The following is a 24,276-nucleotide window of genomic DNA, read 5'->3' on the forward strand; positions in this document are numbered from 1 at the left end:
GTTCAAAGAGGCTATACACCGCCTCAGGATCCATCACTGCCATTCTCGTCAATCTAGCATCGATTAGATAGAAATAACTCTAAGAAACTAGCTCTAAGAGTATGGTTTGAACCAAGAGATCTTATGCAATCTGCAGAGGAAACCGATTATAGAAGTTCACTGAAGATATCCTAAGCATAATAGAGCTATAAAAATGGGATCGGCCAATGCCGATCCCATTAGTACTAACTGCTTACACTCTATCTATTACTCTATAAGCTTTTGTGGCAGAACCACCAGTCGTAACAACCTTCCTTGCCCCTTCTCTCTTCAGCAGTCTTGACATCTGATGCGGGAGGAATGATTACGTGATCCCCAATGATCTCGTTGTTTGGCCAATCTGCCGGAATAGCCACTCCATTCTTATCGGCAACCTGGAAGCCCTTTACCATTCTGAGAATCTCATCCATATTCCTTCCCAGCTCTTGCGGGTAATAGAGGATAGCTCTGATCTTTCCCTTCGGATCAACAATGAAGACCGCCCTGACAGTATTCGTTCCCTTTGCAGGATGAATAAGCCCAAGAGTCATTCCTACTTCGCCCATTTCGTCCGCGATAATAGGGAACTCGATTTTCACACCTAGCTTCTCTTCTATCCACTCCGTCCACTTTATATGAGAGAAGACTTGGTCAACGCTAAGACCTACGAGTTCACAGTTTAACTCTCTGAACTTATCATATCTTCTCTGAAAGCCCACGAATTCGGTCGTGCAAACCGGTGTAAAGTCCCCCGGATGACTGAATAGAACAAACCATTTTCCCTTGTGAGCTTCCGGTAGGTTCATTACCCCATGTGTCGTCTTGACTTTCATCTCAGGGAAATCTTCTCCGATCAATGGAATCCTTTTCTCCATAAAGCACCTCCATATTTATAATAATTATTATTAGCTACAATATAATTATACTTTTCGCTACTTTGTTTGTCAACCATACAATTATGCCGAACAGAGGTTTCGATTCTAAAGAAAAAGAGGGCTCTTGGCCCTCTTTTTATGACTTCAACAGAGTAGGTAAGGTGTCTCTTCTTCATCGGGGTAGATGTATGAACTGACTACTCTGTAATCTGGAAAACTTGTTTCCAGGGCTCTTGAGATCAGTGAAAGGTACTCGTTGATCCTTGGCACCACTTCTTCAAAGGAACAGGAACCTTTCAGAGCCATGATCTGAACTTCAATTGTATCTTCAGTCTCGGCTCTCATGTTGAGCGTGTCACCTTGGGCTCCCAGAAGTAACTTCTTTGAGAGCGTCTCAAGTATCATCTTCAAAGCCTCTGTGGATCTACTTTCAGAAACAGCGTACCTCAAATCGCAAACAATGTACATGGCGCTCCCTCCTTCGTCTGGTTTCTTAGATTCTGTTTATAACTAACACAGGAAGGTACCAGATGTAGACCCTGATTTCTGGAAAAGCCGTTTGTGAAAGACCGTTCATAGCTACTATTGCAAAGTGATCAGCCCGTTCCATTTATTATACATCAAAGGCAGTCTACCTATATTAACCAGGAGGAGTTCTAGATTTATCGGCAGACTATTATCTATCGAAATATTAATGTAGAATTTAGGGAATGGGGGTGATCTAAATGATATATAGAACTCTGAAGGATAACAAAGGAGAAATCCCCGCCATTGGTCTAGGCACATGGGAGATCGGAGGAAGAGACGTTCCTGATGAAACGAGGGACAGAGAACACATTGACACATTGTCCAGAGCCATTGAAATGGGTTACAAGCACATAGATACTGCCGAATACTATGGTGGTGGCCATACCGAAGAAATAATTGGAGAGGCAGTCTCGATTTTCAGTAGAGAAGAATTGTTTATCACATCTAAGGTCTGGCCCACTCATTTGCGGAGTGTTGACTTACACAAAGCCCTTGAAAGAACACTGAAGAGGCTGAGAACAGACTATATTGATCTGTATCTTATTCACTGGCCGAATCCTGAAGTTCCGCTAGAAGAGACTCTTTCGGCGATGAATGAAGAAGTGAAGAACGGACGGATAAGGCATATCGGAGTTTCTAATTTCGACACGCAGCTCCTTAAGAAGGCCGTATCTATTTCAAAGGAACCTATTGTAAACAATCAGGTTCTCTTCAATCTAGAAGACCGGCAAGCAATGAATGAGCTTCTACCATACTGCCAAGATCATGGCATTACCCTAACCGCATACTCGCCGCTAAAGAGAAACGCATTAAAAGCCTCAACCGAGAAACTTCTGACTGGATTCTCTGAAAAGTACTCGGCCTCTGTTCAGCAAGTAATGCTTGCATGGTTGCTGGGGAAAGATGGTGTGGTGGTCATACCAAAGGCATCCAAGCTTGAACACCTGAGAGAAAATCTAGAAGCAGGCATGATTGTTCTCGACAGAGAGGATATGAAAATGCTTGATTCACTAGAATAAGGAGGACATCTTGAACGATATCAAGAGCAACTTTATAAGCGCTCTCGACTCACAAGATAAAGAGAGGGCAGTGATGGTGTGCATAGAATCGCTTGAGTCTGGCAATGTTGAAGTAATCGATTTGTATCTGGATATTCTTGCACCCGCATTGAGGAGTTGGGATTGCGACTACGTGAGCGACAGATTGTGCATATGGAACGAACATATAAGGAGCTCTATTGTCAGAACGGTAATGGAATGCTGCTTCCCTTATATTGTGAAGAAAAGAAGAGACAATGGATCAGAAAAGAATGATCAGACAGTGGCAGTACTCTGCCCGCCCGAAGAGTATCATGAGATCGGAGCTAGAATGATTTCGGATATCTTCACTATCGCTGGGTACAATTCCATATTCGTCGGAGCAAATACCCCGCTAGACACCTTCCTTGAGGCTGCGAAAAAGCTGAGTCCAATGTACGTTGCGATTAGTGTTTCAAACTACTACAACCTAATAAACACACGAAGGATGATTTCGCGAATTAAAGAAGCCGGTGGGAAATCGAGAGTTGTCGTAGGTGGAAATGCATTCGAAAAAAATCCCGACTACTGGAAGGAAGTCGGTGCAGATATTTTCCTGAAAGATCCAAGAGAGATTCTAGCTCTGGGGAAGTGTGATGTAAAATGAGATTGGCTTTTTCAATTGCGATGCGCTTTCTATCTTCCAGCAAGACCCAAACTCTTCTCATAGTAATGGGAATTGCAATAGGTGTTTCCGTTCAGGTATTCATAGGCTCGCTTATCCAGGGACTCCAAAAAGACCTGGTGGATACAACAATCGGAAGCTCTTCGCAGATAACTGTCTCCTCATCGGAAAACAACAGAGTAGAAGACTGGCAAGGCATAATTTCGGAAATCGCTTCTCTTGATTTGCCAACAGATCTGACGGCTCTTTCTGCAAGCGCAGATGTTCCTGTCTTCATAAGCAGCGGCGACAGAACCTTATCTGTTCTCCTCCGAGGTCTGCAGTTCCCCGAATCACATGTTATTTACAAGACGGATAGTCGCCTCATTGATGGCAGCCTTCCTGAAGGAGACGGAGAAATCATTATCGGCAAGGGTCTTAAGGATGAGCTCGATGTGAACCTTGGAGAAGAAATCACAATCTTCACTCCGGATAGAGCAGTTGAGATTCTGAAGGTAGTCGGTGTCTTCGATCTGGGTGTTGCAAGCCTTAACAAAAACTGGATGATCTCAACGATTGGCACCGCTCAGTCAGTTGGAAAACTTGGTGATGCAGTCACATCGATAGAGATGCAGGTGAGCGAGGTCTTCAGAGCCGATGAAAACGCCTCTGTCATTTCGGAACGTCTTTCGGGGTCTGCTTTACTTGTAACTGACTGGAAATCTCAGAACGAAGATCTCCTCTCCGGACTGAACGGGCAGAGCGTCTCAAGCATAATGATTCAGGTGTTCGTAATCATAGCCGTTTCCCTTGGAATAGCAAGCGTGCTCGCAATAACTGTAGTCCAGAAATCAAGGCAGATCGGAATTCTGAAAGCTATGGGACTTAAGGATTCCACGACGAGTTTCGTTTTTCTCTTTCAGGGACTCGCTCTCGGCATTGTGGGAGCAGTAGTTGGAATTGCATTCGGAATCCTGCTTATAATTATGTTCTCCACTTTTGCCGTAGGAACTGACGGAGAACCGATCATCAGAATCTCTCTGAGTTATGGGTTTGTAATGTTGTCCGCGCTCATTGCCATTGGCGCTTCAACTATTGCCGCAATGGTCCCAGCCAGGAGATCCTCCAAACTCAGCCCTGTTGAGGTGATACGAAATGGCTAACATAATCGAGCTTAAGGATATAAAAAAGGTTTACGGAACGGTTGTGAAGACAGAAGTTCTTCACGGTGTGGATCTTGAAATCGAAGACTCATCGTTTCTTTCGATAGTCGGACAGTCTGGAAGCGGAAAATCTACACTCATGAACATTATGGGCACTTTAGATCAACCCACGAGCGGTGAAATAAAAATCGCAGGGAAACAGACAAACAAAATGAACAAGAATGAACTCGCAAGTGTTAGAAATGAGACTATTGGATTCATATTCCAGTTTCATTATCTGCTTCCCGAGTTCACTGCTTTCGAAAACGTAATTCTTCCTTACAGAATTAAAGGTCTTAAACCCTCGAAGGAAATTATGGAAAGGGCGAAGGAACTAATGGATGTCGTTGAAATCAGCAAGGTTAGGAATAATCTAGCTCCAAACATGTCGGGAGGTCAGCAGCAAAGAACCGCAATAGCAAGGGCCCTTATCAACAATCCGAAGATTATACTTGCAGATGAACCTACGGGCAATCTCGACTCCGATACCTCAGCGAAGGTCTTCAGCCTCATGCGTGATCTCAACAAGAGATACGGAACAACATTCGTAATAATTACTCACGATAGAAGAATCGCAGAAGAGACAGACAGAATAGTTGAAATCAGAGATGGCAACATTTTCAATGACATAAAGAGATAAGGGGGACATCCCCCTCATCTCTCTAAATAATAACACTTCTGGAAAGCTATTTGGACTTTCTTAAGGGGGATTCCCTTCTGAGGCGCATCGTATCTTTGGGGAGGAAGACCCCCTCTTTTACCTTTCGAATATCTTCAACTGACATGAACGCCTTTGGAACGCATTCCAGAGCGATTCTCTCGAAGTCTTCCACTTCTTTCCTGTTTATGATACTGTAAACAATGTAAGCCTTTCCTCGAGCACCGTGAGCGTCTATCTTTGTAACTCCAAATCCAGCCTGGCACAGTTTTTCTATAAGTTCAGTTGGATCTCTCGAAATTATCAGCCTAACCGATACGGTTCCAATTGCAAGCCTCTCATCAATGAGCATTCCTATGTAGCTACCGGCCGCGAAGCCACCTGCATAAGCAAGAATGTAAAGTACATTGTCAACACTCTGGATTACTTTGCTGGCAACGAGCAACCACAGAATAATCTCAAAAAAACCGATAACACTTGCTATTTCTTTCTTGCCTCTCGAAACCATTATGATTCTCGTGGTTCCAAGAGAAACGTCGATGATCCTTGCGAAGAAGATTATCAGAGGCATAAGAACCCATCTGAAGAGATCGCCACTCAAGAATTCTTCCATTAGAAACCCTCCTACCGCATTCTTACATAGAAACTCTTCTCTCAAGCCAATTATAAGATACTTCTTTCAGGATAGCATGATGAAAAAGATTACCTTGTTTAATACGGGCAAAACAGATTTCTTCGAATGAACTGGCAAGTGAGGCAGACTTAGTATAGATCATTTCTACCAAATTTAGCATATCTCTACTTCTTTCTCTCAGTAATCTCATCGTGCTCCTGCAATTCGCTACAAAGAAGCGGGGCCTTTGGATTAAAGGAATGATAATTTCTACGAATCGCTTTCTCACTAAAGCTTGCATAGCAGTATAGGCAACGATTAAGACAGGTATTATATGCGCCAATGTCGACACTCTCGACACAGCGGCATGCAGCTCTCTGATATCTGTCTTTTGGGTGATCAATCCTTTTGCCTGTCAGCGTGTCAATTACCGTCCCGTCAATACAGCTTCCGTGACTAATTCCATATTCCGAAAGATCAACGGTCTCTGAACATGTCTTCAGCTTCATTCCTTCAGAAGATGATACTTCTGAATAATGGCTGGCAATTTTCCTTACCTCAATTTCATTAGGCGCCCTTGCATCAAGTTTTCGAAGGTTTGATGAGATCTTCTGATAGTAATCGAGAAAACTAATCACACACTCTTCAGTGAAACCCTTAAGCAAATGCGCCATTTTTTCAAAGGCCCGTAGATGATGGTCGACACTATAGTCTGCATTTATCAGAATAGGATCGTATCTCCAAATCACTCTGTTTTCTCCAATCTTTCCGGAAAGCTTTTTGAAGGTCTCGATAATCTCTCTCTTGTTGCGAAGCCCAGGCTCTACACTTCCATGATAGGGCGTAATCGTGAATTGAAAATAATAACAGTAATCGGCAAAGTGATTCAGCTTGTCTAACATTTTTTTGGGATCCTTTGTCCAAAATACGAAGCAGTCTACTGCTTCTGGATTTAGGATAACTTTGCTCACCTGATGGGGATTGAACGGATTCCTAACAAGAGCAAAGCCACTTTTCAAACGCTCTATCATCCACTCTGAATAAAAAGCAGGGATATCTGTCCTCCTGCTCGCACTTACAATCATTCCTGTCTCCTTTCGAGTAATGTTAAGTTTGATTTTCGTGAAGTGCAAAATCATCACAGCTCGATTCGCCATTTCGAAAAAACATAACGTTTGCTGACTACTTCAATATTAATACAGAAGATCATAGCGACTGAAGAAAGGGGACATGTGTGTTTTGATTCGTAGAGATCGTAGAGAATAGAGAGAGAAAAACAAAAGAAAAAAAGAAGTAAATAATAATCAACTGGAACTGGAAGAATGGCTTCCTTCCTTTTTCGTGTTTTCGACAGAAGAAGAGCCGATTCATTCGAATCACACATGAAGAACAATATCAATCTGCTAAATTCTACAGAGAAGTGGAAAGGTTAGTTTTAGTTACTGCTGGAATCAAAATACTTGATCTCGGTTGCGGAACTCGACGAGATATTCAGACTAAACACGACAACCAGAGTAGCATGTGTCGACTTGTCCCAGAAGATGCTCGAAATTCTTAGAATCAAACATGAAGACAGACTGGACAGCCTGAACTTGATTACCGGTTCCTACTTCTAAGTTGATTTGCCATCGGAAGAATTCGACATTGCCATTTCGGTTCAGTCGATGCATCATTTCGGATACAAACAGAAGTTGTCGCTCAAGAAGATTCTCCACAGTCTAGCGGGTAATGAAACATATATCGAGGCAGATTACGTGGTCGATACTACACGATAGAGGAAATGGGACTACGCAAGAAATACGAGTCTCTGAGAAGCGAGCATGACGCACCTGATGGTTTTTACCACTTTGATCTGCCGCTTTCCATAGATAATCAACAAGCAGTTCTGGAAGAGGCTGTGTTCAGTACTGTAAGACACCATGCAAGATACGAAAATTCAAGCATTTTCGTTTCACGAAAACCCACATCAAAACGGAGACTAATCGATGGAAAACAAAGGAGAGCCACTGGCCCTCCTTCTAGATGTTGAGAATATACTATTTCTTACTACACTCAAATAATTATATTGATTATCTTGTCCTGTACGTAGATGATCTTTCTTATTGACTTTCCTTCAAGCATTTTTGAGAGCTTCTCATCAGCCATTACCGCTTCCATTGCCTTCTCCTGGGAGGCGTTCTGAGGAAGCACAACCTTTCCTCTCATCTTACCGGTAATCTGAACAGGCAATTCAGTCTTCGCCAGAGAAGCGTATTTCTCATAGCCAGAAGGGAAACCATCTTCAAGAATAGTCCTCTTCTTCCCGCCTTTCGTGCTGTATATCTCTTCGCAAATGAAGGGGGCGAAAGGCGAGAGGAGTTTTGCCATATCTACTACGAGCTTTCTCTCGATAGCGCTCTCTTTCGAAGCCTCATTGACGAACTCCATGAGAGCGGCTATTGCCGTGTTCGGCTTGATATTCTTGATTGAATATTCGACCTTTTCCACAGTCTCTGCCATCTTTATCTTCAGATCTGTCGAGCTCTTGCCTTCAGGCATTGTTGCGATGTCCCAAACTCGATTCAGAAACCTTCTCATCGCGTCCATTCCGCTGTCCCGGAAATCTCCGCCTTCGAGAAAGGTCCCCATAAACATCAGATAGGTTCTAAGGGCATCCACTCCATGGCTCTCAAAATACTCGTTGGGATTGACGATATTTCCCTTCGATTTCGACATCTTCTCCCCGTCTTTTATGATAAGCCCGTGTCCTCTAAATGAAGCAAACGGCTCTTCAAAAGGAAGAAAACCCATATCGTGTAGCGCCATCGCAAGAAATCTCGAGTACATCAGATGGAGAGTTGCGTGTTCATTTCCGCCTATATACATATCGACCGGGCACCACTTTTCAACGAGCCCATCATCAAAAGGTCCACTGTCATTGCTCGGTGAGAGATATCGCAGATAATACCATGCCGAATCAAGGAAGTTGTCGGAGACATCGGTCTCTCTTCTGGCAGCCTCTCCACAAATCGGGCAAGTCGTGTTGACAAATTCGCTGTTCTTGGCCAGTGGAGACTTGCCGCTGCCGTCAGGTATGTAGTCATCGGTATTTGGCAACATCACTGGCAATTGATCTTCAGGGACGGGGATAGTTCCACACTTATCACAGTAGATCATTGGTATCGGAGGACCCCAGTAGCGCTGTCTGGAAATACACCAGTCATGAAGGTGATAGTTCACAGAGCCCTTTATGCTTTCGCTCACTTCGTCAATCTTGTCGATGAAATCAACACTGAGCGTACCCGAGTACTTTTCGCTGTTGATCATCTTTCCCTTCTCAGTATAGGGCAACTGTGAGGGATCGCATTCTATGACCTGTCTTATCTCTAGTCCATACTTCTTCGCAAAGACATAATCTCTCTCATCGTGCGCCGGGACGGCCATAACGGCACCCGTTCCATATTCTGCCAGCACGTAATCTCCTATCCAAATTGGAAGCTCCTCACCAGTAAGAGGGTGAATGGCGTAAGAACCGGTAAATATCCCGTTTTTTGGACGAGAAATAGATGTTCTTGTGGCAAGATCCATGCTCTTCACTTCTTCTTTGAAATTATCAAAAGTCTCCACTGTTGAAGGCGTGACTAGCTTGTTCACCAGACCGTATTCAGGAGCTACAACTATGTAAGTTACTCCAAATATCGTATCTGGACGGGTTGTAAACACATCTATCTGCTCATTCATTCCAGATACTTTAAAAGAAATCGTGGCTCCAGAAGATTTCCCTATCCACGCGCGCTGAAGATTCTTAGTAGTATCCGTCCAGTCAAGCTTCTCGAGGTTAGACAGCAGTTTCTCTGCGTACTTTGTGATTTTGAAGAACCACTGACTCATCTCACGTTTCTCGACTTCATTATTGCATCGTTCGCAACGACCGTCAATTACTTGCTCATCGGCCAGCACTGTCTTGCACGAAGGACACCAGTTAACATTTGACGCACGTTTCTCAGCAAGACCGTTCTTGAACAACTGAATGAAGATCCACTGGGTCCACTTGTAATACTCCGGAGAAGAAGTTATCGCTTCGCTGTTCCAGTCGAAAATATTACCAATCATTTTGAGCTGCTCTTCTCTGAAGTACTCTATGCTTTTCGGAGTGAGCTCAGCAGGATGTCTCCCAACTCTCAAGGCATAGTTCTCGCTGTGTATACCGAAAGCGTCGAAACCGATCGGTTCGAAGACGTCGTAGCCCTTGAGCTTCATGAACCTTCCATATACATCCGATCCGATGAAGGAAAACATGTTTCCTATGTGGAGACCGGCAGCGGAGGGATATGGAAACATCATGAGATTGTAGAAAGGCTTCTCCGCTTTCTTGAGATCTATGTTAAACGGCTTCTCCTTCGCATAGTAATCCTGCCATTTCCTTTCAATCACCCTGAAATCGTACATATGCTACCTCCCCGAATGAGTGTAAAGCTTGAGAAAAGCAACTTAGATGGATTATAACATGCTAGTGTTACTGAATTTGGGATGACAAACCCGGTCGATCAGAGAGGCAAGAGTCTTCATTTGAAAAGCAGGTTGACGACTCGTTTATCGAAGTTTTTCAGGGATTTCCCGACGGTGTCCTGCATGATCTACGTAAAGTGGACAATTTTGTTTTCAAGCGCTGGAAGCAGAATTGTTCAGAAATGAGGTTTTCAGAATCGGCACCTGTGAATGTATAATTGTACATGAACACGAAATCTCGAAAAAGGGGGTAAGAGAATGAAGAAAGCATTGTTCGTATCTCTGTTGCTTGTATTCCTGTTCTTTGTCTCTGGCTGCTTCAAGATCAACAATCCGCCAGTGGTATCGTTGACAGGCTCCGTTTCGGAAGGACAGGAAATTGCTCCGATGACGCTTGTCACTTTCGAGTGGGAAGTAACTGACTTCGATGACACGGAAGTCACTTCTGAGTTCAAGCTCTACAAGAATGGGGCTGAAGTTCTGTCTGTAGTAGACACCGGCGAAGCGGTGTACGCTCTAGACGAAGAGGGAAAGTACGTCGCAGAGGTTGTAGCGACCGATTCGATGGGGGCTCAAACAAAGAAGACTATCTCTTTCAAAGCGACTAATATGAAGAGAGAACTCTTTCAATCTGGAGCTGGGCTGATGTATTTCGATTACAGCGATTTGTTCGAGTACATCGAAGATGAAGTCTTCGGCATGAGGTTTTATAAAACTGCTTCGGAGGAAATTGTCCCTGCCGAAGAGGTGACTGTAAGGAAGCGATTGAACCTGCTGGACACCAATGAAGATGGCTTGTATGACACTTGGGAAGAGATACCTAACAACAGATCTGATCTACACAGGTACGTGTACCTACCGGGTTACTTGGAAGTTTATAGTACACTTTGGGTACCGTACGGTTTTGAGTATGGCACGGACTCAATTAGAGTATATTATGCCGGAGTAGAAGGTCCGTATAGTGGTTTCGTTCTATTCTATCCTCTTGCGGAAGTCGGTTTTGAACTAAACACAGTTTATGCAAGATGGGTTGAGGCTCATGTCTTTGGAAACACGCTTAACGACTACGGAGAAGCCTACAAAGCGTTTGCTCTAAGAGAGAGGTATGATTCAGACGAAAAACCGATTATCAGCCTTTCCACTCCTGACAGCGATATAGGACCTGGAGATTCGTTTACTGTAGGTGTAATGACAGAAAATGTTGCGAGTTTTGCCGATCTGTATGATGTCAGATATATTCAACTCTCTCTGTGGAACAGCGAAGGTTTGGTTCTTGAAAGCGTTGAGTTCGGGAATTTCATGGCAGGTTTGAAGGATGTTGGAACATTCAAGAGTAGTGATGAGGCTGTCACCCTTTACAAAGCCTTCCTGAATGGAGCAGATGAAGCTGGAGCTGCCGATGATGTCTTCGCAACTCTCACTTTCTCAGTTCCTGAGGATTATGAAGGCGAGATCATTGCCGTTGGACTGGCGTACGAAGGTTACTGGGATACATATGGCATCTATCCCGATTTGCCAAATCCCGCTTTCAGAGATGTAGACAATGGTTCTGTTGACGGTTTCATTGTTGACCACGAACCAATTGTCTTCTTGGAGTAAGGGGGGGATTACTATGAAGAAAACCTTTATAGTTCTACTTACGGTAGTTTTGATATCGTCCTTTGCACTGGCAAGTATTGCAACTCAAGTAAGGTCAGCTGAGGAAAAAGTAAATTCTTCAATAGAAAAGCTGAATTTGAGCTGGGAAGCAGGTCTGGAAGAAAGCTTTGTCGCAAAGCTTGAAACCGCAAATATCGCAGATGTCGATGCGATATTTGAGCGGCTTAATGGATACATTGATCTTCCAAAGGATGTTAGCGATCGGTTGGTTGAGTACCTTAGAATGGCATATATAGAAGAAGTAGAGGACTTTTCCATTCAGGGGATGACCACAACAGACGATCTCATGATGTCAACTTTCGTCCTTTTGGAACCGAGAGAAGTGGCTGAAAGCTATTTCGTGAGGCTTGAACCCGTTAGAGACCAGTTCATTCATGGCAGCTGCTGGTCTTTCGCTACTGTTGGTTCTTTTGAAAGTGCGCTTGCAGTGCAGATATATGGGATGAACGGAAACGTGGATAACACCCTGGATTATTCGGAACGATGGGGAACCTATCATAACATCGACTGGGACATCTACAGCTTTTCACCTGACAACTATGTTCAGGACAGGAACAGCCTTGAGGGTGGAAACAGCTACTTTGCAATGTACAATCTCATAAGGTATGGAATGATGGAAGAACAATACGCTCCATATTCTGAAGTCTATTTGGACCCCAGAGAGGAGATTCCTCTGCCCCCATCGGCATACAATGCTCCGCTGCTGAAGTCCTCGAGAAGTGTGATGATACCTCCTGCAACAGCGGCAGCTCGCTTAGGATATAGCTACGAGGATTATCTGAATATGATAAAGACAGCTCTTGCGGATTACGGATCTCTTGCCGTCTCTTTCTCAGTTCCATACAGTTTCAACTTCTATTCCAAGGGAATCTATTCTCCTGTAGAAGGAGACTACAGCACAGGCGGACACGCAGTCACTCTAGTTGGATGGGCGGATGCCACCGAGCTCGATGACATAATCCTAGCTGGCAGGACGAATCCTGATGCAACTCCTATACTGGACGAAGAAATCGAAAGCTACACATATTTGGATCCAACACAGACCGGTTCTCCAGAGTTCACAGCAACCACCTTCTGGATAATCAAGAACTCCTGGGCCTATGATTGGGGAGACGGGGGCTACTATGTAATCCCCGCCATTAGCGAGGAACAATATGAGAGCGGACAGATAGGTTTCTGGGAAATCGAAGGAAGAGAGATGTATCTTCCGATTTTCGACGATCTTGCACATCACGAAGAAGACAGTCTTGATATAAACGGTGATGGCATTGTCGACGAGAAGGATTTCGAAGCTTTGGTCGAAAAGATAGGTTCGACAGAAGCAGAGGATATCGCAACCTGTGACATTTCCTTCCCCAAGGACGGGAAGATCAACGGCGAAGACGCTGCTGCTTGGGTATTCTTGTTTAACAACAGGTAAGAATGTTTTGAAATAGGTTTAGAAGAACCCCCTTAGGGGGTTCTTCTTTTGTGATAATCATTAGTCTGTAGTCTTTCTGGCATAATTGATAAGGAGGTGAGAGCTTTGCAGGAAGAAACCGTGCTTGACATAATGATAGAGATTCCTAAGGGAAGTAGGAATAAGTATGAGTATGATAAGAAACTCAAGAGGATAAGGTTCGACAGGACTCTGTTTTCTGCTGTTCATTACCCGATGGACTATGGATTCATATTAAATACTCTTGCCGAAGACGAAGATCCGCTTGATGCAATGGTTTTGCTCTGGGAGCCGACTTTTCCCGGGTGTTTAATTGAGGCAAAGCCAATCGGCGCATTCAAGATGTGGGATGAGAAGGGCCCTGACGAGAAAGTCCTTTGTGTTCCGATACATGATCCGGTCTGGAACTATATCGAGACGCTCGACGACGTTCCACCTCATCTACTGAAAGAGATCGAGCACTTCTTCTCCATCTACAAGGACCTTGAAAAAAAGAAGACAGGCATAGAAGGCTGGGTAGGAAGAGAAGAGACTATGAGAATAATTGCTGAGTCGAAGCTGAGATTTCTTGAAGAAGGTGAAGATTCTTAAAAAAGCCGACAGGACGAAATTCCGAAAAGCGTATATCATTGACTTAGCAACAGGAAAGGAGAATCCATTATGTATGAATACGTTATCTGGGATTTCGGCGGCACTCTCTTCGATACTTACCCTGCGGCAGCGGAGGTATTCTCGAGGGTCCTTGAGAAGTATGAGGTGAGAGCTTCCGACAAAGAAATTCTTGAAAAGCTTAAGGAATCAACATCGAAAGCTGCACAACACTTCATGGATAAGTACAGACTGCACAGTGGATTTCTGGAGGATTTCTACAGTATAGAGAACCATCTTGAACCGGAGAGACAACCACCTTTTGAAGGGGCAAAGGATACCTGTATCCAGATTAATAAGAACGGTGGAAGTAATTTCCTTTTCAGTCACAGGAGTAATTACTCCATGACCAAACTTCTGAATTACTACAAGATGCTGGATCTTTTCTCCGAAATTGTATCTGCAGACGGTGGTTTTGCCAGAAAGCCCGATCCACAGGCAATTATGTATATTATAGACAAGTATGGGCTTGAGAGAGAAAGAGTTATTACAATCGGTGATCGAGAGATCGATATTGAGGCCGGGAAACGCGCCGGAATAGCTACCTGCCTCTTCAATCCAGATTCGTCGTCAGCAACCACAAAAGCTGATTTTGTCGTTACCTCCTTGAAACAGGTTCCTTCTGTTTTGCAGGTGTGCAACAGATACAGTGGTTGTGAAAGCTGATGATCGAGAATCTCATATGGGATTTCGACGGTTCGCTTTTCAATACCTACCCAGCTATGGTCAGACTGTTTAGGCAAGCTCTGCTTAGAAAGGGATATGTCGCTTCCGAAAACGAAATTCTCTCCCTCATGAAAGACACCCTCGGAAAGGCCGTTGACTTCTATTTGGATAGAGGAGTTGACTATGCCTTCTACAAAGACTTCAAGAAATCTGAAGAAGAACTCGACCCGGCCGAGCAACCTCCTTTTGAAGGTGCTCGCGAGGTGTGCTCAATAGTTGTAAGGAATGGCGGTAAGAATCTGATCATAACTCATAGATCACGAAAGACTGCTTTCAAGCTGCTAAGTTACTATGAAATGACCTCGCTTTTCAGCGACATAATCACCAGAGAAAGCGGATTTAAGAGGAAACCAGACCCCGATGCTTTCGTCAGCGCGATAAGAAATTATAGACTGAACCCCAGATCAACTCTCTCCATTGGTGATAGAGACCTTGACGTCATTGCTGCAAGGGATGCGGGAACAAAGACATGTTTCTTCTCTCAGAATGGATCCAGACCAACCATTCGAGTCGACTTCACAATAGACAATCTGTTACAGCTTGAAAAGATTGTTTCAGATGACGGCCATTCCTCACATGTATAGCAAATGAAAAAAGTGCATACGCAAAACCCGTATGCACTTTTCCTATGCAGAAAGACATTCTATTGGTAGTATATCTTTCTTGAATCTGCTTCAGCAGGGTCCTTGAAGTAGTATCCAAGTCCGTTTTCGACTATTTCGGCGTATCTTGCGGCGGAAACCGAGAATCCTCTGTCGGGGTTCTTCTTCGTCCACTGAGACAGAATCTCCTGAATAACTGAAGAATGCTGGCCGACTCTTCTGTCCATAGAGAATCCGTTCTCGTCGTACGGGACGAAAAGCAATCCCTTTTCACCAGCCTTCAACACAAATGGGTCTATACCATCGATAATCAGTTCTGGAGTTTTGGCAGCCGTAATCTGATCAAGATGGACTCCGGGTGACTCCAGTAAGAACGGGTATGCGTCGGACCAATCACCAATCTCCCTGTGTGAGAGGCCTCTGTAACCGGCTGGAGAAGACTCCACGTGATTATCAAACTTCTCTCTTCCCTTCACATAGAAGGAAGCTCCTATTGCATAGGGCATTGACTTCTCAGGTGCAACTATGCAGTTGGTCACAGGGTACATCGCCTCTGCTTCATGCAAATCAATAACGATATCTATACCCTCATTACGGATCATCTCCATTGCTGCAAAGGAGACTTTTTCAGCAAGGAATCCGTCAGGCCTGCCTGGCCAGGATCGATTTGTGTTTCTTGCGTCTATGTACGACAAAAGCTGACCATCAGGATAGTGTACATAGACGTCCGGGTCTGGCCACTGGTCAAGTGCCTGGAACCCTCTGTCGCCCATTCTGAACTTCTGTTCTCCCCATGGAGTTTCCAGATAGTAGTAGAGAGGAAATCCTCCACCTGGCTGTGTTCCAAGAGAACCGCTAACATTGAAATGGGGAATAACGTAGACTGTTCCCTTTTCCACTTCGAGATTCCCGATGAAAAAATATGCGAGTAAAGCCGCAGAAGGTTCATTGGCATGGGTCCCCGCTATTATGAGAGTCTTCCCGCCTTCCTCTGCGCCCTTCAGTTCAAAAACATCGGTATCTGCAATCGTTCCTTCTATTCCGTCAAAGTACTTGCTGAGTTTAAAAACGTTAGTCACACTTGGTCCGGCCACTACTTCTTCCTTGAAGTACCTCTGAACGTACAGTGGTATTCCTCCAGCCAGAACTATAAGTGCAAGTACACCAGCGATTATAAGTTTTCTCATCATAAAACCACTCCTACTTCATTCTCAGCAGTCTGAGAATGAGGGGTAGAAGAGCCAAAGTATAGAGTATCTCGCTCTTTAAATCCTTGGTCTTAATGAAGTTCCATATTAGCATGCCTGCCACATAGGCTGTCATCACATAATACAGAAACATTATCAAAGTCATGACGACACCTCCTCCTCAACCTACCATCATCAGGAAGTTGAATTTGTTGGCGAAGATAATCAGTATCATAGCAACTGCGGTTATGGCTATCCAGGGCACTACACACTCTTTCAAGAACGAGCCGTAAGAACCTTTATAGCCAACCGTACTCACTGTCAACCTCCCTATCAGCGCAGTTGGGGGTAGTCCATCTCCAAGAGGCCATAGAAGGCTTAATCCTGCCAAAACAATTACCGGGTTTATTCCGTTTGAATTCAACATCCAGATAAGCGGTATTCCTATTACCATCGCACCACCATATGTAAGGAGACCTTCCGATATCGGTATTATGAAGGGAAGGAGTATCCAGACTATAGCCAGAGGAGCCGTAACAATCCACATTGAGATCAAACCCTTCACACCATTGAAACTCATGACCTGGATCAGCATTCCCACAACTGCGGTGGTTGCTATCAGGGGTGTTAATTGGGCAACGGTCTCTTTGCTGACCTTCAGAATATTCACTCTCTTGAAGTTCATTAGCCAAGCAACTAACGCACAGATTGCAAAGACTAGAGGCAATCCAAGAACCGGGAATCCGAACGGCCAGATTCTGGGGGCCCCGAGCAGGAATATCAAGACAAGGAAAGGAACAGCAACGCTCCACCCGGAGAGCCCTTTGGGATCGGGAATCTCTTTTAGTGCCTTTTCTTTGTCTATGTTCTTTGCACCACGTCCAAAGAACAGGACAGAAAACAGCGCCAGAATCAAGATCGGTACAAGAAGAGGCATTGTGAACCCCACATAAGGTATTGCTGTTCCCGCACAAGTCATCATTGCCCAGATGTTGACTGGCGGAGCAGCAGCGCTCAAACCCGCAATTATGAAGATTAGCGCCGAAATCCTGACCTTTGAAAGTCCCATCGCGTTAAGGGCTGCTGCTACCGTACCCCCCACAACTAGAACGGAGATACTCCCTGCTCCGGTGAGCGCTCCCGGAACTAGAATTACAAGCATCAGTAGTATCAGCATCAGGACTCTTTTGTTATGGAAAGCTCCAATTATCTTCCTGACGATATAATTCGTTCCACCCGACTCTTTGATAATATTCATGAAAATCGTCGCAAATACGAAGATAAGTCCAATGTCGAGGTAAGTTACCGATCCTTCGGCTATATGCCTGAAAGTGTCAAAACCTGCTCCTCCGGCAATTGCTCCCCCGATTACTGCAACAAACATACATAGTTCCGTTGAAAACTTCAGGAACTTTCCAACGGCGTAGGCTCCAACCATGACTAGCCCGGCTATGATCGTTTGCATATATATTGCATCAGCTGACAACGTGATTACCCCCTTATAATGAACGCGGCACAATCATCACGATCGCGCCGCATCCAATCAACTACAACCCGAAGACTTCTGTGAATGTGTCGAGAAGATCGAAAGCTGAATCAATCTCCACTATTGGCACATTTCTTTCTGAAGCGGCATTCGTGAATCTGCCGTCCTTGTTTGAGTCCTTTGTCACGATGAAGATGTCTGCAAAGGGAGCTACTGTGTCAATCATTACCTCGATCGGACTACCAGGAAGACCCCTCTGAACTGAACCGCCGATTGCCACGGCAATTATTGCGATCTCGTTCGCCTTTGCGTAGTCGATGAGTGCCTTGAGCCTTGAAACTTCCGATTCTACAGACAATCCCGACGCTCCCATACCTTTGAGACTCGCACCAAGAACCAGGATCATTGACTGAAACTTCGTCCCTTTGGGATCAGGGGAAAGCGTGGTCACGTGCTTTCCAATAGCCGACACAGCTCCACCAAGGCCTACTCCGGCAGCTAGCTCATCTTTGGAGAGAATGTCGCAATAATCGTACTTCAAACCTACTTCGTCGGCAACATAAGTCACCGTCTCAACTTCCGTACTCTGACCGGCTGAAGTGATTACAACAGGAAGTGCCAGTGAGACTTCTGTAGCCGAGAAGGCAAGTGCACCAACAACAGAAACAATAATCATAACGAGAATTGCTTTCTTCATGAAACTACCTCCTTCTTTCTGCTCTATTCGACTCATATATTTGAAACAAATATCGTATACAAAGTCCGAAATTATCGAAGAAAACCTGCCCCGAAAGGGGCAGGCCAGGACTATCATTTAGGTTTGTAAGCGTCGTCACCAAAGACGTGACCGTCTGCATAACCGACTTCCTGCAGCCACCAATCGGGGTATCCAGCTGAAGAACCAACGTTCGGGATGTTGATGTATCCGTCTCTGTACTTGGTTATTAGATATTCGTTGAAATCCCATACTTCTGCCATTACTCTGTCGGTGACGTCAGCAACGTAATCAGTAAGGAATTCCTTACATAGCTCTGGATCTGTTTCGTAAAGCTGTGCAGCTGCCGCTTCAATCGCTGGCTGTACTGCAAAGAGCTTTCCTTCGATCTTCTTCTGAAGTTCCTGAATCTCCGGATACATGTAGCTCCACTTCAATTCCGCCCAGTTGCCCATGAAGTTGAATGCCCAAGATGCGACATTATAGTCGAATTCCTGAAGGCTACCACTGTCATAAGCATAAGGAACGTCCGTTATTCCACAGTACATCGGCACAAGAATCGTCTCGTGAGGTGCAGCTGCTCCCCACCATACTACTCCACCGACAGGATCAGGAAGCCAGTCTCTAACCTGAGAAACGAAAACGTATTCACATCTGAAGATAGAAAGGGCTCTTTCCCAGCTTCCCTTTACTAGCTTACTGGAACCGGCATAGCGATTAGGATTGCCGAATGGGCCTGCTGCAAGCCCTTCAGTAAGATCAAATTCTGTTCCTTCGTAGTGGTCTCTGAAGAGATCAATAACATCTGCAACCGACAGTTTCTTGTCAGGTACGATAGAGAATGGGTAGTCTTTTGTAAAACTGTCTTCTACCCAGGGAGAAAGTCCAAGAGATGGGGAGACTCTGTCGAGAACTCTCCATGTTCTTCTCAGACTGTAGTAAGGATAGGAGTATTCTCCTGTACTAACAGTTGCCATCCAGTCGATAGGGCCTGTGCTGGGATCGTACCAGCCGGCTTCTGTTGCAACATCGATAAGATTCGGCGAGAACATATTGTCAGGGCTTTCAGGATCGAGTTCTCTTATCCTGAACATATTCGATTCTACGAAGACTGTTCCATCTGGAACCTTCTTTGCCGCCCAAAGTGCACTCTTCTTGTCTGGCGATGCACAGATTTCGAAGACCCAGGCTTCGTTTGGGTCTGTTACTGTCAGTGTTTCTCCCCAACCGTAGTAACCGTACTCAACGGCAAGTGCACCCATGAGTTCTATTGCTTCTCGGGCTGTGGTAGTTCTCTCCATTGCAACTCTCGAAAGAGCAGCAACATCGAAAATACAATCTGCACTTGGCTGCGCATAGACCTTCGCAGAACATGTACATTCACCGATTGCCAGCTGATGTTCATTGATTACGCCATAAACTGCATCAAAGTAGCCAAATGTGTGCTCGACCTGATCGATGTAACCCAGAGGCTCTGTTGCCGGAAGGTCTGGATCGTTGTAGGTCGGACCCATATCTGCACCGACATAACGTGGATATGGCTCGATGAAAGGATATACTGCTCTCTTTGCTCCCGCTTCATAATCTGCGGGTGGAACATAGACGTACCTGAAATCACAGAGGCCGCAGTCAGCTGAATGGCTCGTCATTACTGAACCGTCAACAGACGCACCCTTAGTAACGATGATCGTGGTACATGCAAGGCCAATACTGACTATTGCAGCAGCCACAATCAGGACCAATAGGATCTTACGCAAATGAAACCCCTCCCAACTAGATTTTATTGGGGATATACCCCAGTTTAAGGTCGCTAGACCTCATCTATTTCCCTAACGAAATCAACCAGATATCTTTTCCGCCGTTGTTGCTTTCTACGTCTCCGTCAGATGATGTTGAATAACCACAGAAAATATGCTTTTCATCTGAACTGACACCCGAAAGAATTAGATCATCTGCCGATCCACCTACCGATAATGATTCGACAAGCTCACCGTTTTCCTTTATTACAATTATCCACCCATCGTTCATACCTAGAGGATCTTTGACGTCAACGTTCTGTGAAGTTGTGTGACCTGCAACTAGAAAGTGTCCGTTCCCGAATCGCTGAACCACACGCGCAATATCTGTAAAGGTTCCTCCATAATTCTTCGCCCAGATTTCTTGCCCAGCTCTGTCTACTGTTACAACGTAGAAGTCTTTCCCTCCGAGTCCGCTGGAAAACATAGATACTCCAGCATCCTGTTCACCGACAATAATGATTGTGTCCTCAAAAATCATCACATCGTAACCATCTTCGAGATACATACCACCGTAACTCTTATAGGAAGAAAGGACTCCTTCATTATCGATGACCGCAAGTGCAGCCTGTTCGTTAACGTAATTACAGCTAATTCCTACGTCTTTGTAGGCCGTATAGCCTACAGCCAGTATCTCGCCTATGTCAGTAATCGTTAGCTTTCGAGCAAGATCTTCGTTGTTGTTTTCTCCATCTATTGTCCACTGCTTCAGAAGCTCTCCTGTAGAAGCGATCTCAATTATCCAGAAATCTTCTCCCCATACATGTCCTCGAACATCTCCATCTACCGATCTCGTGTAGCCTGCAACGACCACATCTCCCGAGGGCCTCTCAACAACATCGTAAGCATGGTCCTGGCCACTTCCCCCGAATGTCTTCTCCCAGAGTAGTTCACCTTCCGAGGAAAGCTTGATTATCCAGAAATCTCCAAGCTTGTTACTCACGGAAACATCGCCGTCTGATGATTCTGTCATGCCAACAACGATGAAGCCGCCGTCTCTTGTCTCAGCTATCGCTTCTGCAACATCAGAATCACTACCACCGAAAGTTCTAGACCACAACACTTCAAAAGAGCCGTCCATTTTCACTACGAGAAAATCCTCTTCCCCTTTTGAAGCCCCGAGATCTCCGGTAGTCGAAGTTGTATATCCTGCAATCAGAATACTTCCGTCTTTGAGCAAAACCAGATCGTTTGCAACGTCATCGCCTTCTCCTCCGTAGGCAATCGAATACTCAACACTAATCTCTGAAAATGTAAGTACGCTTAACATAATAACGGCTAACAAAAATACTCTCTTCATTAATCCTCCTGTTAGTCACAGCACCTGCCGCCGCCGAAATCCCTTTCAAAGATTGAAACGAGATCTACAACAACTGGCAGCTCCACCAATATAGGGGTATCACTTTTCAGATATGGCAAGTATTGATCAGTGGGGCTCTCGGCTACTATAAGGACATCTAGAAACGGAACGATTGTTCGGACGAACTCTTCCTTTACGGGATCGTCTCCAGTCCCTTCAACATCGATGTCTATTGCTAGAACCTTTCCTCCAGAGCTCTTCACTGAAGAGGCAAGCATCTCAATTCTAATGATATCTTCTGCTGATCCCCGTTCAGCGCCTCCAACAATGACAACAAGAGTACGATATGGAGTTCCGGTAACGTAGAATGGATGGAAAAATTCGTCGGGTAGCTCTCTCCCAATCCTGTATCCAGCACCAGAAGCGAGATCTTCGACTGTCGCAAACCGCGAATAGTCACGAGCAATCTGAAGACTGTCACAAAAATAAATTATATTCTGAAGTTCTATGCTCTCGCCCCAAACTGTCATTAACAGAGGATCTTCAATAACGGGCAAAGGTTCGACTGTCAGAGAGCAAAGAATTGAACCAGCGAAAAGAATCAGCATAACCGTAGCAATTTTCAAAAGTGCCATCCCCAAAATAAATAATAATCAGTCCAAGAACGGAAAACTCATTAAGTTAGGTTGTAAAACTTTCTTATAATCATTATAGCAAAGCCTTATGCCATTTTGCCCGCTTGCTCCAATCGATACACAAGTTTTAAATAGGAGGAAAAAGCTCTAGTTTCTGACTCCATGAGTGAGATTCCCTTTCAAAAAGACTTCCTGGCTCATTAAACACTTGCATCAACTTATTGACATGTCCCACATGGAACCACAGTCGCGGCTTAAGAAGCGAGAAATCGACTTCAAATGAGTCTATAGTCATACGATATCAAGAACGCTTCAAGAAAAGAAGGGCGAAGATTACTCCGCCCTTCGATAGAACAATAGTACTATCTTCTGGTTGTATCTCCATAACCTACAGCTTCGAGCCACCAGGTTGGGTACCCTGCAGTAGAACCATTCACATAACCGTCGTTCAATGTGTAGATCAGTTCATCAGCGAGTTTCCACCATCTATCCACAACTCTATTAGCAAGACCGTTGCTGTAGTTCGTGATGAAATCAATCGCTGCTTCTGGACTGCTCTTGTAAAGTTCGAGCGCAACCTTTTCGATCAGTGGCTGATTCGTGAGGAACTCAGTTTCAAACTTCGTGTATTCCTCTTTGATAATCTCTATTGCGACATTGTATCTCAGATCGGCTAGGTTAGATACGTGGTTGAATGCCCACCATGCAGAGCTTCTGTCGAAGAAATCCCTTGCTCCCTGACTGAATGACTCGGGAACACTGGTAGCGCCAGCGTAGAAGGGAATGTATACAGTTGAATGAGGCGCATCTTCGCCAAACCATACCAGTCCACCGATTTCAGCAGGCATCCAGTTTCTTGCCTGTCCAACGATTACATAAGAACACCTGAACATGGAGATTGCTCTTTCCCAACCATCGTAGTTGACACCTTCCGGCCTCTGATTAGAAGCCGTTGCGTATCTGTTGGGATTTCCGAAAGGTCCTGCAGCGAGTCCAACCGTGAGATCGAATTCTGTTCCTTCATAATGGTCTCTCTTTATCATCATAAGGTCATGAACAGACACTGGCTTATCTGGCTTCACAGACAGAGGGTATCTCTCTGCCCAGGGATCAAGCTCAAGTGATGGGGCTAGAAGATCCAGTACTCTCCACTCTCGTCTTGTGTTATAGAATGCATCCTTCGGCCCATAGGCTGCATAGAAGAGGAAAGTCCCTTCTCCGTCCCACAGTCCTAGATCGATAGCGGTTGAGTAGACATTTGGAGAGGCCATGAAGTAGTCGGTGTTCTCAAGATCGATTTCTCCAATCCTCGATCTGTTGGCGTGAACGAGAACATGATCGTCCGGAATTCTCTGTGCAACCCATACCGCTCCGGGTTCTTCGCTCCCAGGAGACCAGAAGGGTCCAGGACCACAGATCTCAAAGAGCCATGCCTCTTCTCCGTCGATAATTGTTAGTCCTTCGCCGCCATCGCCATATCCGTACTTCTCGGCTAGTTCTCCCATTACCTGTATAGCTTCCCTCGCCGTAGTGGCTCTCTGAAGACCGAGAACCTGCAACTGCTCGATTGTCATCCATCCCTGAGAGTTTCTAAGCGCTCTCTCACCACTCCATGTTGTTTCTCCCATTATTACCTGGTTTTCGTTCATGAATGGATATCCTATGTGGAAGTAGGTGTAGGTTACCGGTGCCTGAGGTATTTCTCCCACGTAAGATACAGTCCTTCCGGGAATACCCGCCTGACAGAGACCCTTGTAAATGCTTACGGTCTCGCCCTCTTCATGTACTCCACCGGGAATAATCTGAATTCTGGCATCGTAGCTGCCGTCACAGGTGTGTGTGGTCATCGTTGAACCGTCAACCGATGCATCCTTTCCTACCAGGATAGAGGTGCATGCCATTGCGGTTACGCCAAATCCAACAAAAAGCACTAACAAAACAATAAGTACACGTCGCAATTCTTTCACTCCCCTTTCACAAAATGGGGGTCGGTCATAGACCGACCCGAATTAAAACAAAGAA

At 45.0% G+C, this 24,276-nt stretch carries 22 protein-coding genes; 9 read left to right on the top strand and 13 right to left on the bottom strand.

Annotated elements, in window-relative coordinates; translation table 11 throughout:
* Positions 1-251: 251 nt before the first annotated feature.
* Together B3157_RS09720 and B3157_RS09725 are read right to left on the bottom strand one after the other, a co-directional pair.
* On the bottom strand, positions 252-893 hold the full coding sequence (locus tag B3157_RS09720) for a peroxiredoxin (RefSeq protein WP_214059950.1): 642 nt from the start codon (positions 891-893) through the stop codon (positions 252-254).
* Between the two features lie 144 nt (positions 894-1,037).
* Positions 1,038-1,361, bottom strand: coding sequence for a hypothetical protein (locus B3157_RS09725; protein ID WP_099829799.1), 324 nt, complete (start codon positions 1,359-1,361; stop codon positions 1,038-1,040).
* Positions 1,362-1,618: 257 nt separating this feature from the next.
* Between B3157_RS09725 and B3157_RS09730 the strand changes: the two genes are divergently transcribed.
* Genes B3157_RS09730 through B3157_RS09745 form a run of 4 tightly spaced genes read left to right on the top strand, consistent with a single transcriptional unit; the run spans position 1,619 to position 4,943 of the window.
* Complete coding sequence (locus B3157_RS09730) at positions 1,619-2,440, top strand: aldo/keto reductase (protein WP_099829798.1); 822 nt, start codon at positions 1,619-1,621, stop codon at positions 2,438-2,440.
* 10 nt (positions 2,441-2,450) lie between these two features.
* Positions 2,451-3,104 carry a cobalamin B12-binding domain-containing protein gene (locus tag B3157_RS09735; protein ID WP_292590287.1) on the top strand — a complete coding sequence of 218 codons (654 nt, stop codon included), beginning with the start codon at positions 2,451-2,453 and terminating at the stop codon, positions 3,102-3,104.
* Positions 3,101-4,264 carry an ABC transporter permease gene (locus B3157_RS09740; RefSeq protein ID WP_292590288.1) on the top strand — a complete coding sequence of 388 codons (1,164 nt, stop codon included), beginning with the start codon at positions 3,101-3,103 and terminating at the stop codon, positions 4,262-4,264. The genes B3157_RS09735 and B3157_RS09740 overlap by 4 nt, the downstream gene beginning before the upstream one ends.
* The gene (locus tag B3157_RS09745; protein ID WP_099829795.1) at positions 4,257-4,943 is read left to right on the top strand and encodes an ABC transporter ATP-binding protein; all 687 of its coding nucleotides are present in this window, start codon (positions 4,257-4,259) and stop codon (positions 4,941-4,943) included. The genes B3157_RS09740 and B3157_RS09745 overlap by 8 nt, the downstream gene beginning before the upstream one ends.
* A 46-nt stretch (positions 4,944-4,989) precedes the next feature.
* On the opposite strand, the gene B3157_RS09750 is transcribed toward B3157_RS09745, so the two are convergent.
* The 3 genes from B3157_RS09750 to leuS all read right to left on the bottom strand — a co-directional run bounded on the left by B3157_RS09750 (position 4,990) and on the right by leuS (position 10,002).
* Complete coding sequence (locus B3157_RS09750; RefSeq protein WP_099829794.1) at positions 4,990-5,574, bottom strand: DUF2179 domain-containing protein; 585 nt, start codon at positions 5,572-5,574, stop codon at positions 4,990-4,992.
* Between the two features lie 185 nt (positions 5,575-5,759).
* Positions 5,760-6,659, bottom strand: coding sequence for a DUF1848 domain-containing protein (locus tag B3157_RS09755; RefSeq protein ID WP_214059953.1), 900 nt, complete (start codon positions 6,657-6,659; stop codon positions 5,760-5,762).
* A gap of 967 nt (positions 6,660-7,626) precedes the next feature.
* The gene (leuS, locus tag B3157_RS09760) at positions 7,627-10,002 is read right to left on the bottom strand and encodes a leucine--tRNA ligase (RefSeq protein WP_292590289.1); all 2,376 of its coding nucleotides are present in this window, start codon (positions 10,000-10,002) and stop codon (positions 7,627-7,629) included.
* Positions 10,003-10,320: 318 nt separating this feature from the next.
* Between leuS and B3157_RS09765 the strand changes: the two genes are divergently transcribed.
* From B3157_RS09765 to B3157_RS09785, 5 genes are all read left to right on the top strand, one after another.
* Positions 10,321-11,661 (top strand): hypothetical protein, encoded by a 1,341-nt coding sequence (locus B3157_RS09765; protein WP_292590290.1) that lies wholly within the window; start codon positions 10,321-10,323, stop codon positions 11,659-11,661.
* Positions 11,662-11,674: 13 nt separating this feature from the next.
* Entirely contained in the window at positions 11,675-13,141 is a 1,467-nt protein-coding gene (locus B3157_RS09770) for a C1 family peptidase (protein WP_292590291.1), read from the top strand.
* A gap of 105 nt (positions 13,142-13,246) precedes the next feature.
* The gene (locus tag B3157_RS09775; protein ID WP_349680386.1) at positions 13,247-13,750 is read left to right on the top strand and encodes an inorganic diphosphatase; all 504 of its coding nucleotides are present in this window, start codon (positions 13,247-13,249) and stop codon (positions 13,748-13,750) included.
* A gap of 69 nt (positions 13,751-13,819) precedes the next feature.
* The gene (locus tag B3157_RS09780) at positions 13,820-14,473 is read left to right on the top strand and encodes an HAD-IA family hydrolase (protein ID WP_292590293.1); all 654 of its coding nucleotides are present in this window, start codon (positions 13,820-13,822) and stop codon (positions 14,471-14,473) included.
* Positions 14,473-15,117: an HAD hydrolase-like protein gene (locus B3157_RS09785; RefSeq protein WP_292590294.1), complete on the top strand. Its 645-nt coding sequence runs from the start codon at positions 14,473-14,475 to the stop codon at positions 15,115-15,117. Before B3157_RS09780 ends, B3157_RS09785 begins: the two co-directional genes overlap by 1 nt.
* Positions 15,118-15,176: 59 nt before the next feature.
* Here B3157_RS09785 and B3157_RS09790 read toward each other — a convergent pair whose 3' ends face one another.
* The 8 genes from B3157_RS09790 to B3157_RS09825 form a co-directional block, all read right to left on the bottom strand.
* On the bottom strand, positions 15,177-16,325 hold the full coding sequence (locus tag B3157_RS09790) for a succinylglutamate desuccinylase (RefSeq protein WP_292590295.1): 1,149 nt from the start codon (positions 16,323-16,325) through the stop codon (positions 15,177-15,179).
* Positions 16,326-16,335: 10 nt separating this feature from the next.
* A complete protein-coding gene (locus B3157_RS09795; RefSeq protein WP_165775360.1) occupies positions 16,336-16,488 on the bottom strand; it encodes a hypothetical protein in 153 nt (50 codons plus the stop codon).
* Positions 16,489-16,503: 15 nt separating this feature from the next.
* The gene (locus B3157_RS09800; RefSeq protein WP_099829781.1) at positions 16,504-17,808 is read right to left on the bottom strand and encodes a C4-dicarboxylate ABC transporter; all 1,305 of its coding nucleotides are present in this window, start codon (positions 17,806-17,808) and stop codon (positions 16,504-16,506) included.
* Positions 17,809-17,869: 61 nt separating this feature from the next.
* Positions 17,870-18,505 carry a DUF6305 family protein gene (locus B3157_RS09805; protein ID WP_099829780.1) on the bottom strand — a complete coding sequence of 212 codons (636 nt, stop codon included), beginning with the start codon at positions 18,503-18,505 and terminating at the stop codon, positions 17,870-17,872.
* Between the two features lie 113 nt (positions 18,506-18,618).
* Positions 18,619-20,280, bottom strand: coding sequence for a dipeptidase (locus tag B3157_RS09810; RefSeq protein ID WP_292590296.1), 1,662 nt, complete (start codon positions 20,278-20,280; stop codon positions 18,619-18,621).
* Positions 20,281-20,344: 64 nt separating this feature from the next.
* Positions 20,345-21,619 (bottom strand): hypothetical protein, encoded by a 1,275-nt coding sequence (locus B3157_RS09815; protein WP_292590297.1) that lies wholly within the window; start codon positions 21,617-21,619, stop codon positions 20,345-20,347.
* An 11-nt stretch (positions 21,620-21,630) separates the two neighbouring features.
* Entirely contained in the window at positions 21,631-22,245 is a 615-nt protein-coding gene (locus B3157_RS09820) for a DUF6305 family protein (protein ID WP_292590298.1), read from the bottom strand.
* A 371-nt stretch (positions 22,246-22,616) separates the two neighbouring features.
* A complete protein-coding gene (locus tag B3157_RS09825; protein WP_349680387.1) occupies positions 22,617-24,212 on the bottom strand; it encodes a dipeptidase in 1,596 nt (531 codons plus the stop codon).
* Between the last annotated feature and the right edge of the window lie 64 nt (positions 24,213-24,276).

The sequence above is a fragment of the Mesotoga sp. UBA5557 genome, assembly GCF_002425715.1.
Lineage (GTDB): Bacteria > Thermotogota > Thermotogae > Petrotogales > Kosmotogaceae > Mesotoga.

Bases quoted from the DNA above. Each gene is read 5' to 3' on its own strand.
- B3157_RS09720 (WP_214059950.1), bottom strand. From the start codon at position 893: ATGGAGAAAAGGATTCCATTGATCGGAGAAGATTTCCCTGAGATGAAA.
- B3157_RS09745 (WP_099829795.1), top strand. From the start codon at position 4,257: ATGGCTAACATAATCGAGCTTAAGGATATAAAAAAGGTTTACGGAACG.
- B3157_RS09815 (WP_292590297.1), bottom strand. From the start codon at position 21,619: ATGAAGAGAGTATTTTTGTTAGCCGTTATTATGTTAAGCGTACTTACA.
- B3157_RS09755 (WP_214059953.1), bottom strand. From the start codon at position 6,659: ATGATTGTAAGTGCGAGCAGGAGGACAGATATCCCTGCTTTTTATTCA.
- B3157_RS09750 (WP_099829794.1), bottom strand. From the start codon at position 5,574: ATGGAAGAATTCTTGAGTGGCGATCTCTTCAGATGGGTTCTTATGCCT.
- B3157_RS09785 (WP_292590294.1), top strand. From the start codon at position 14,473: ATGATCGAGAATCTCATATGGGATTTCGACGGTTCGCTTTTCAATACC.
- B3157_RS09790 (WP_292590295.1), bottom strand. From the start codon at position 16,325: ATGATGAGAAAACTTATAATCGCTGGTGTACTTGCACTTATAGTTCTG.
- B3157_RS09725 (WP_099829799.1), bottom strand. From the start codon at position 1,361: ATGTACATTGTTTGCGATTTGAGGTACGCTGTTTCTGAAAGTAGATCC.
- B3157_RS09770 (WP_292590291.1), top strand. From the start codon at position 11,675: ATGAAGAAAACCTTTATAGTTCTACTTACGGTAGTTTTGATATCGTCC.
- B3157_RS09740 (WP_292590288.1), top strand. From the start codon at position 3,101: ATGAGATTGGCTTTTTCAATTGCGATGCGCTTTCTATCTTCCAGCAAG.
- B3157_RS09765 (WP_292590290.1), top strand. From the start codon at position 10,321: ATGAAGAAAGCATTGTTCGTATCTCTGTTGCTTGTATTCCTGTTCTTT.
- leuS (WP_292590289.1), bottom strand. From the start codon at position 10,002: ATGTACGATTTCAGGGTGATTGAAAGGAAATGGCAGGATTACTATGCG.
- B3157_RS09795 (WP_165775360.1), bottom strand. From the start codon at position 16,488: ATGACTTTGATAATGTTTCTGTATTATGTGATGACAGCCTATGTGGCA.
- B3157_RS09730 (WP_099829798.1), top strand. From the start codon at position 1,619: ATGATATATAGAACTCTGAAGGATAACAAAGGAGAAATCCCCGCCATT.
- B3157_RS09780 (WP_292590293.1), top strand. From the start codon at position 13,820: ATGTATGAATACGTTATCTGGGATTTCGGCGGCACTCTCTTCGATACT.
- B3157_RS09805 (WP_099829780.1), bottom strand. From the start codon at position 18,505: ATGAAGAAAGCAATTCTCGTTATGATTATTGTTTCTGTTGTTGGTGCA.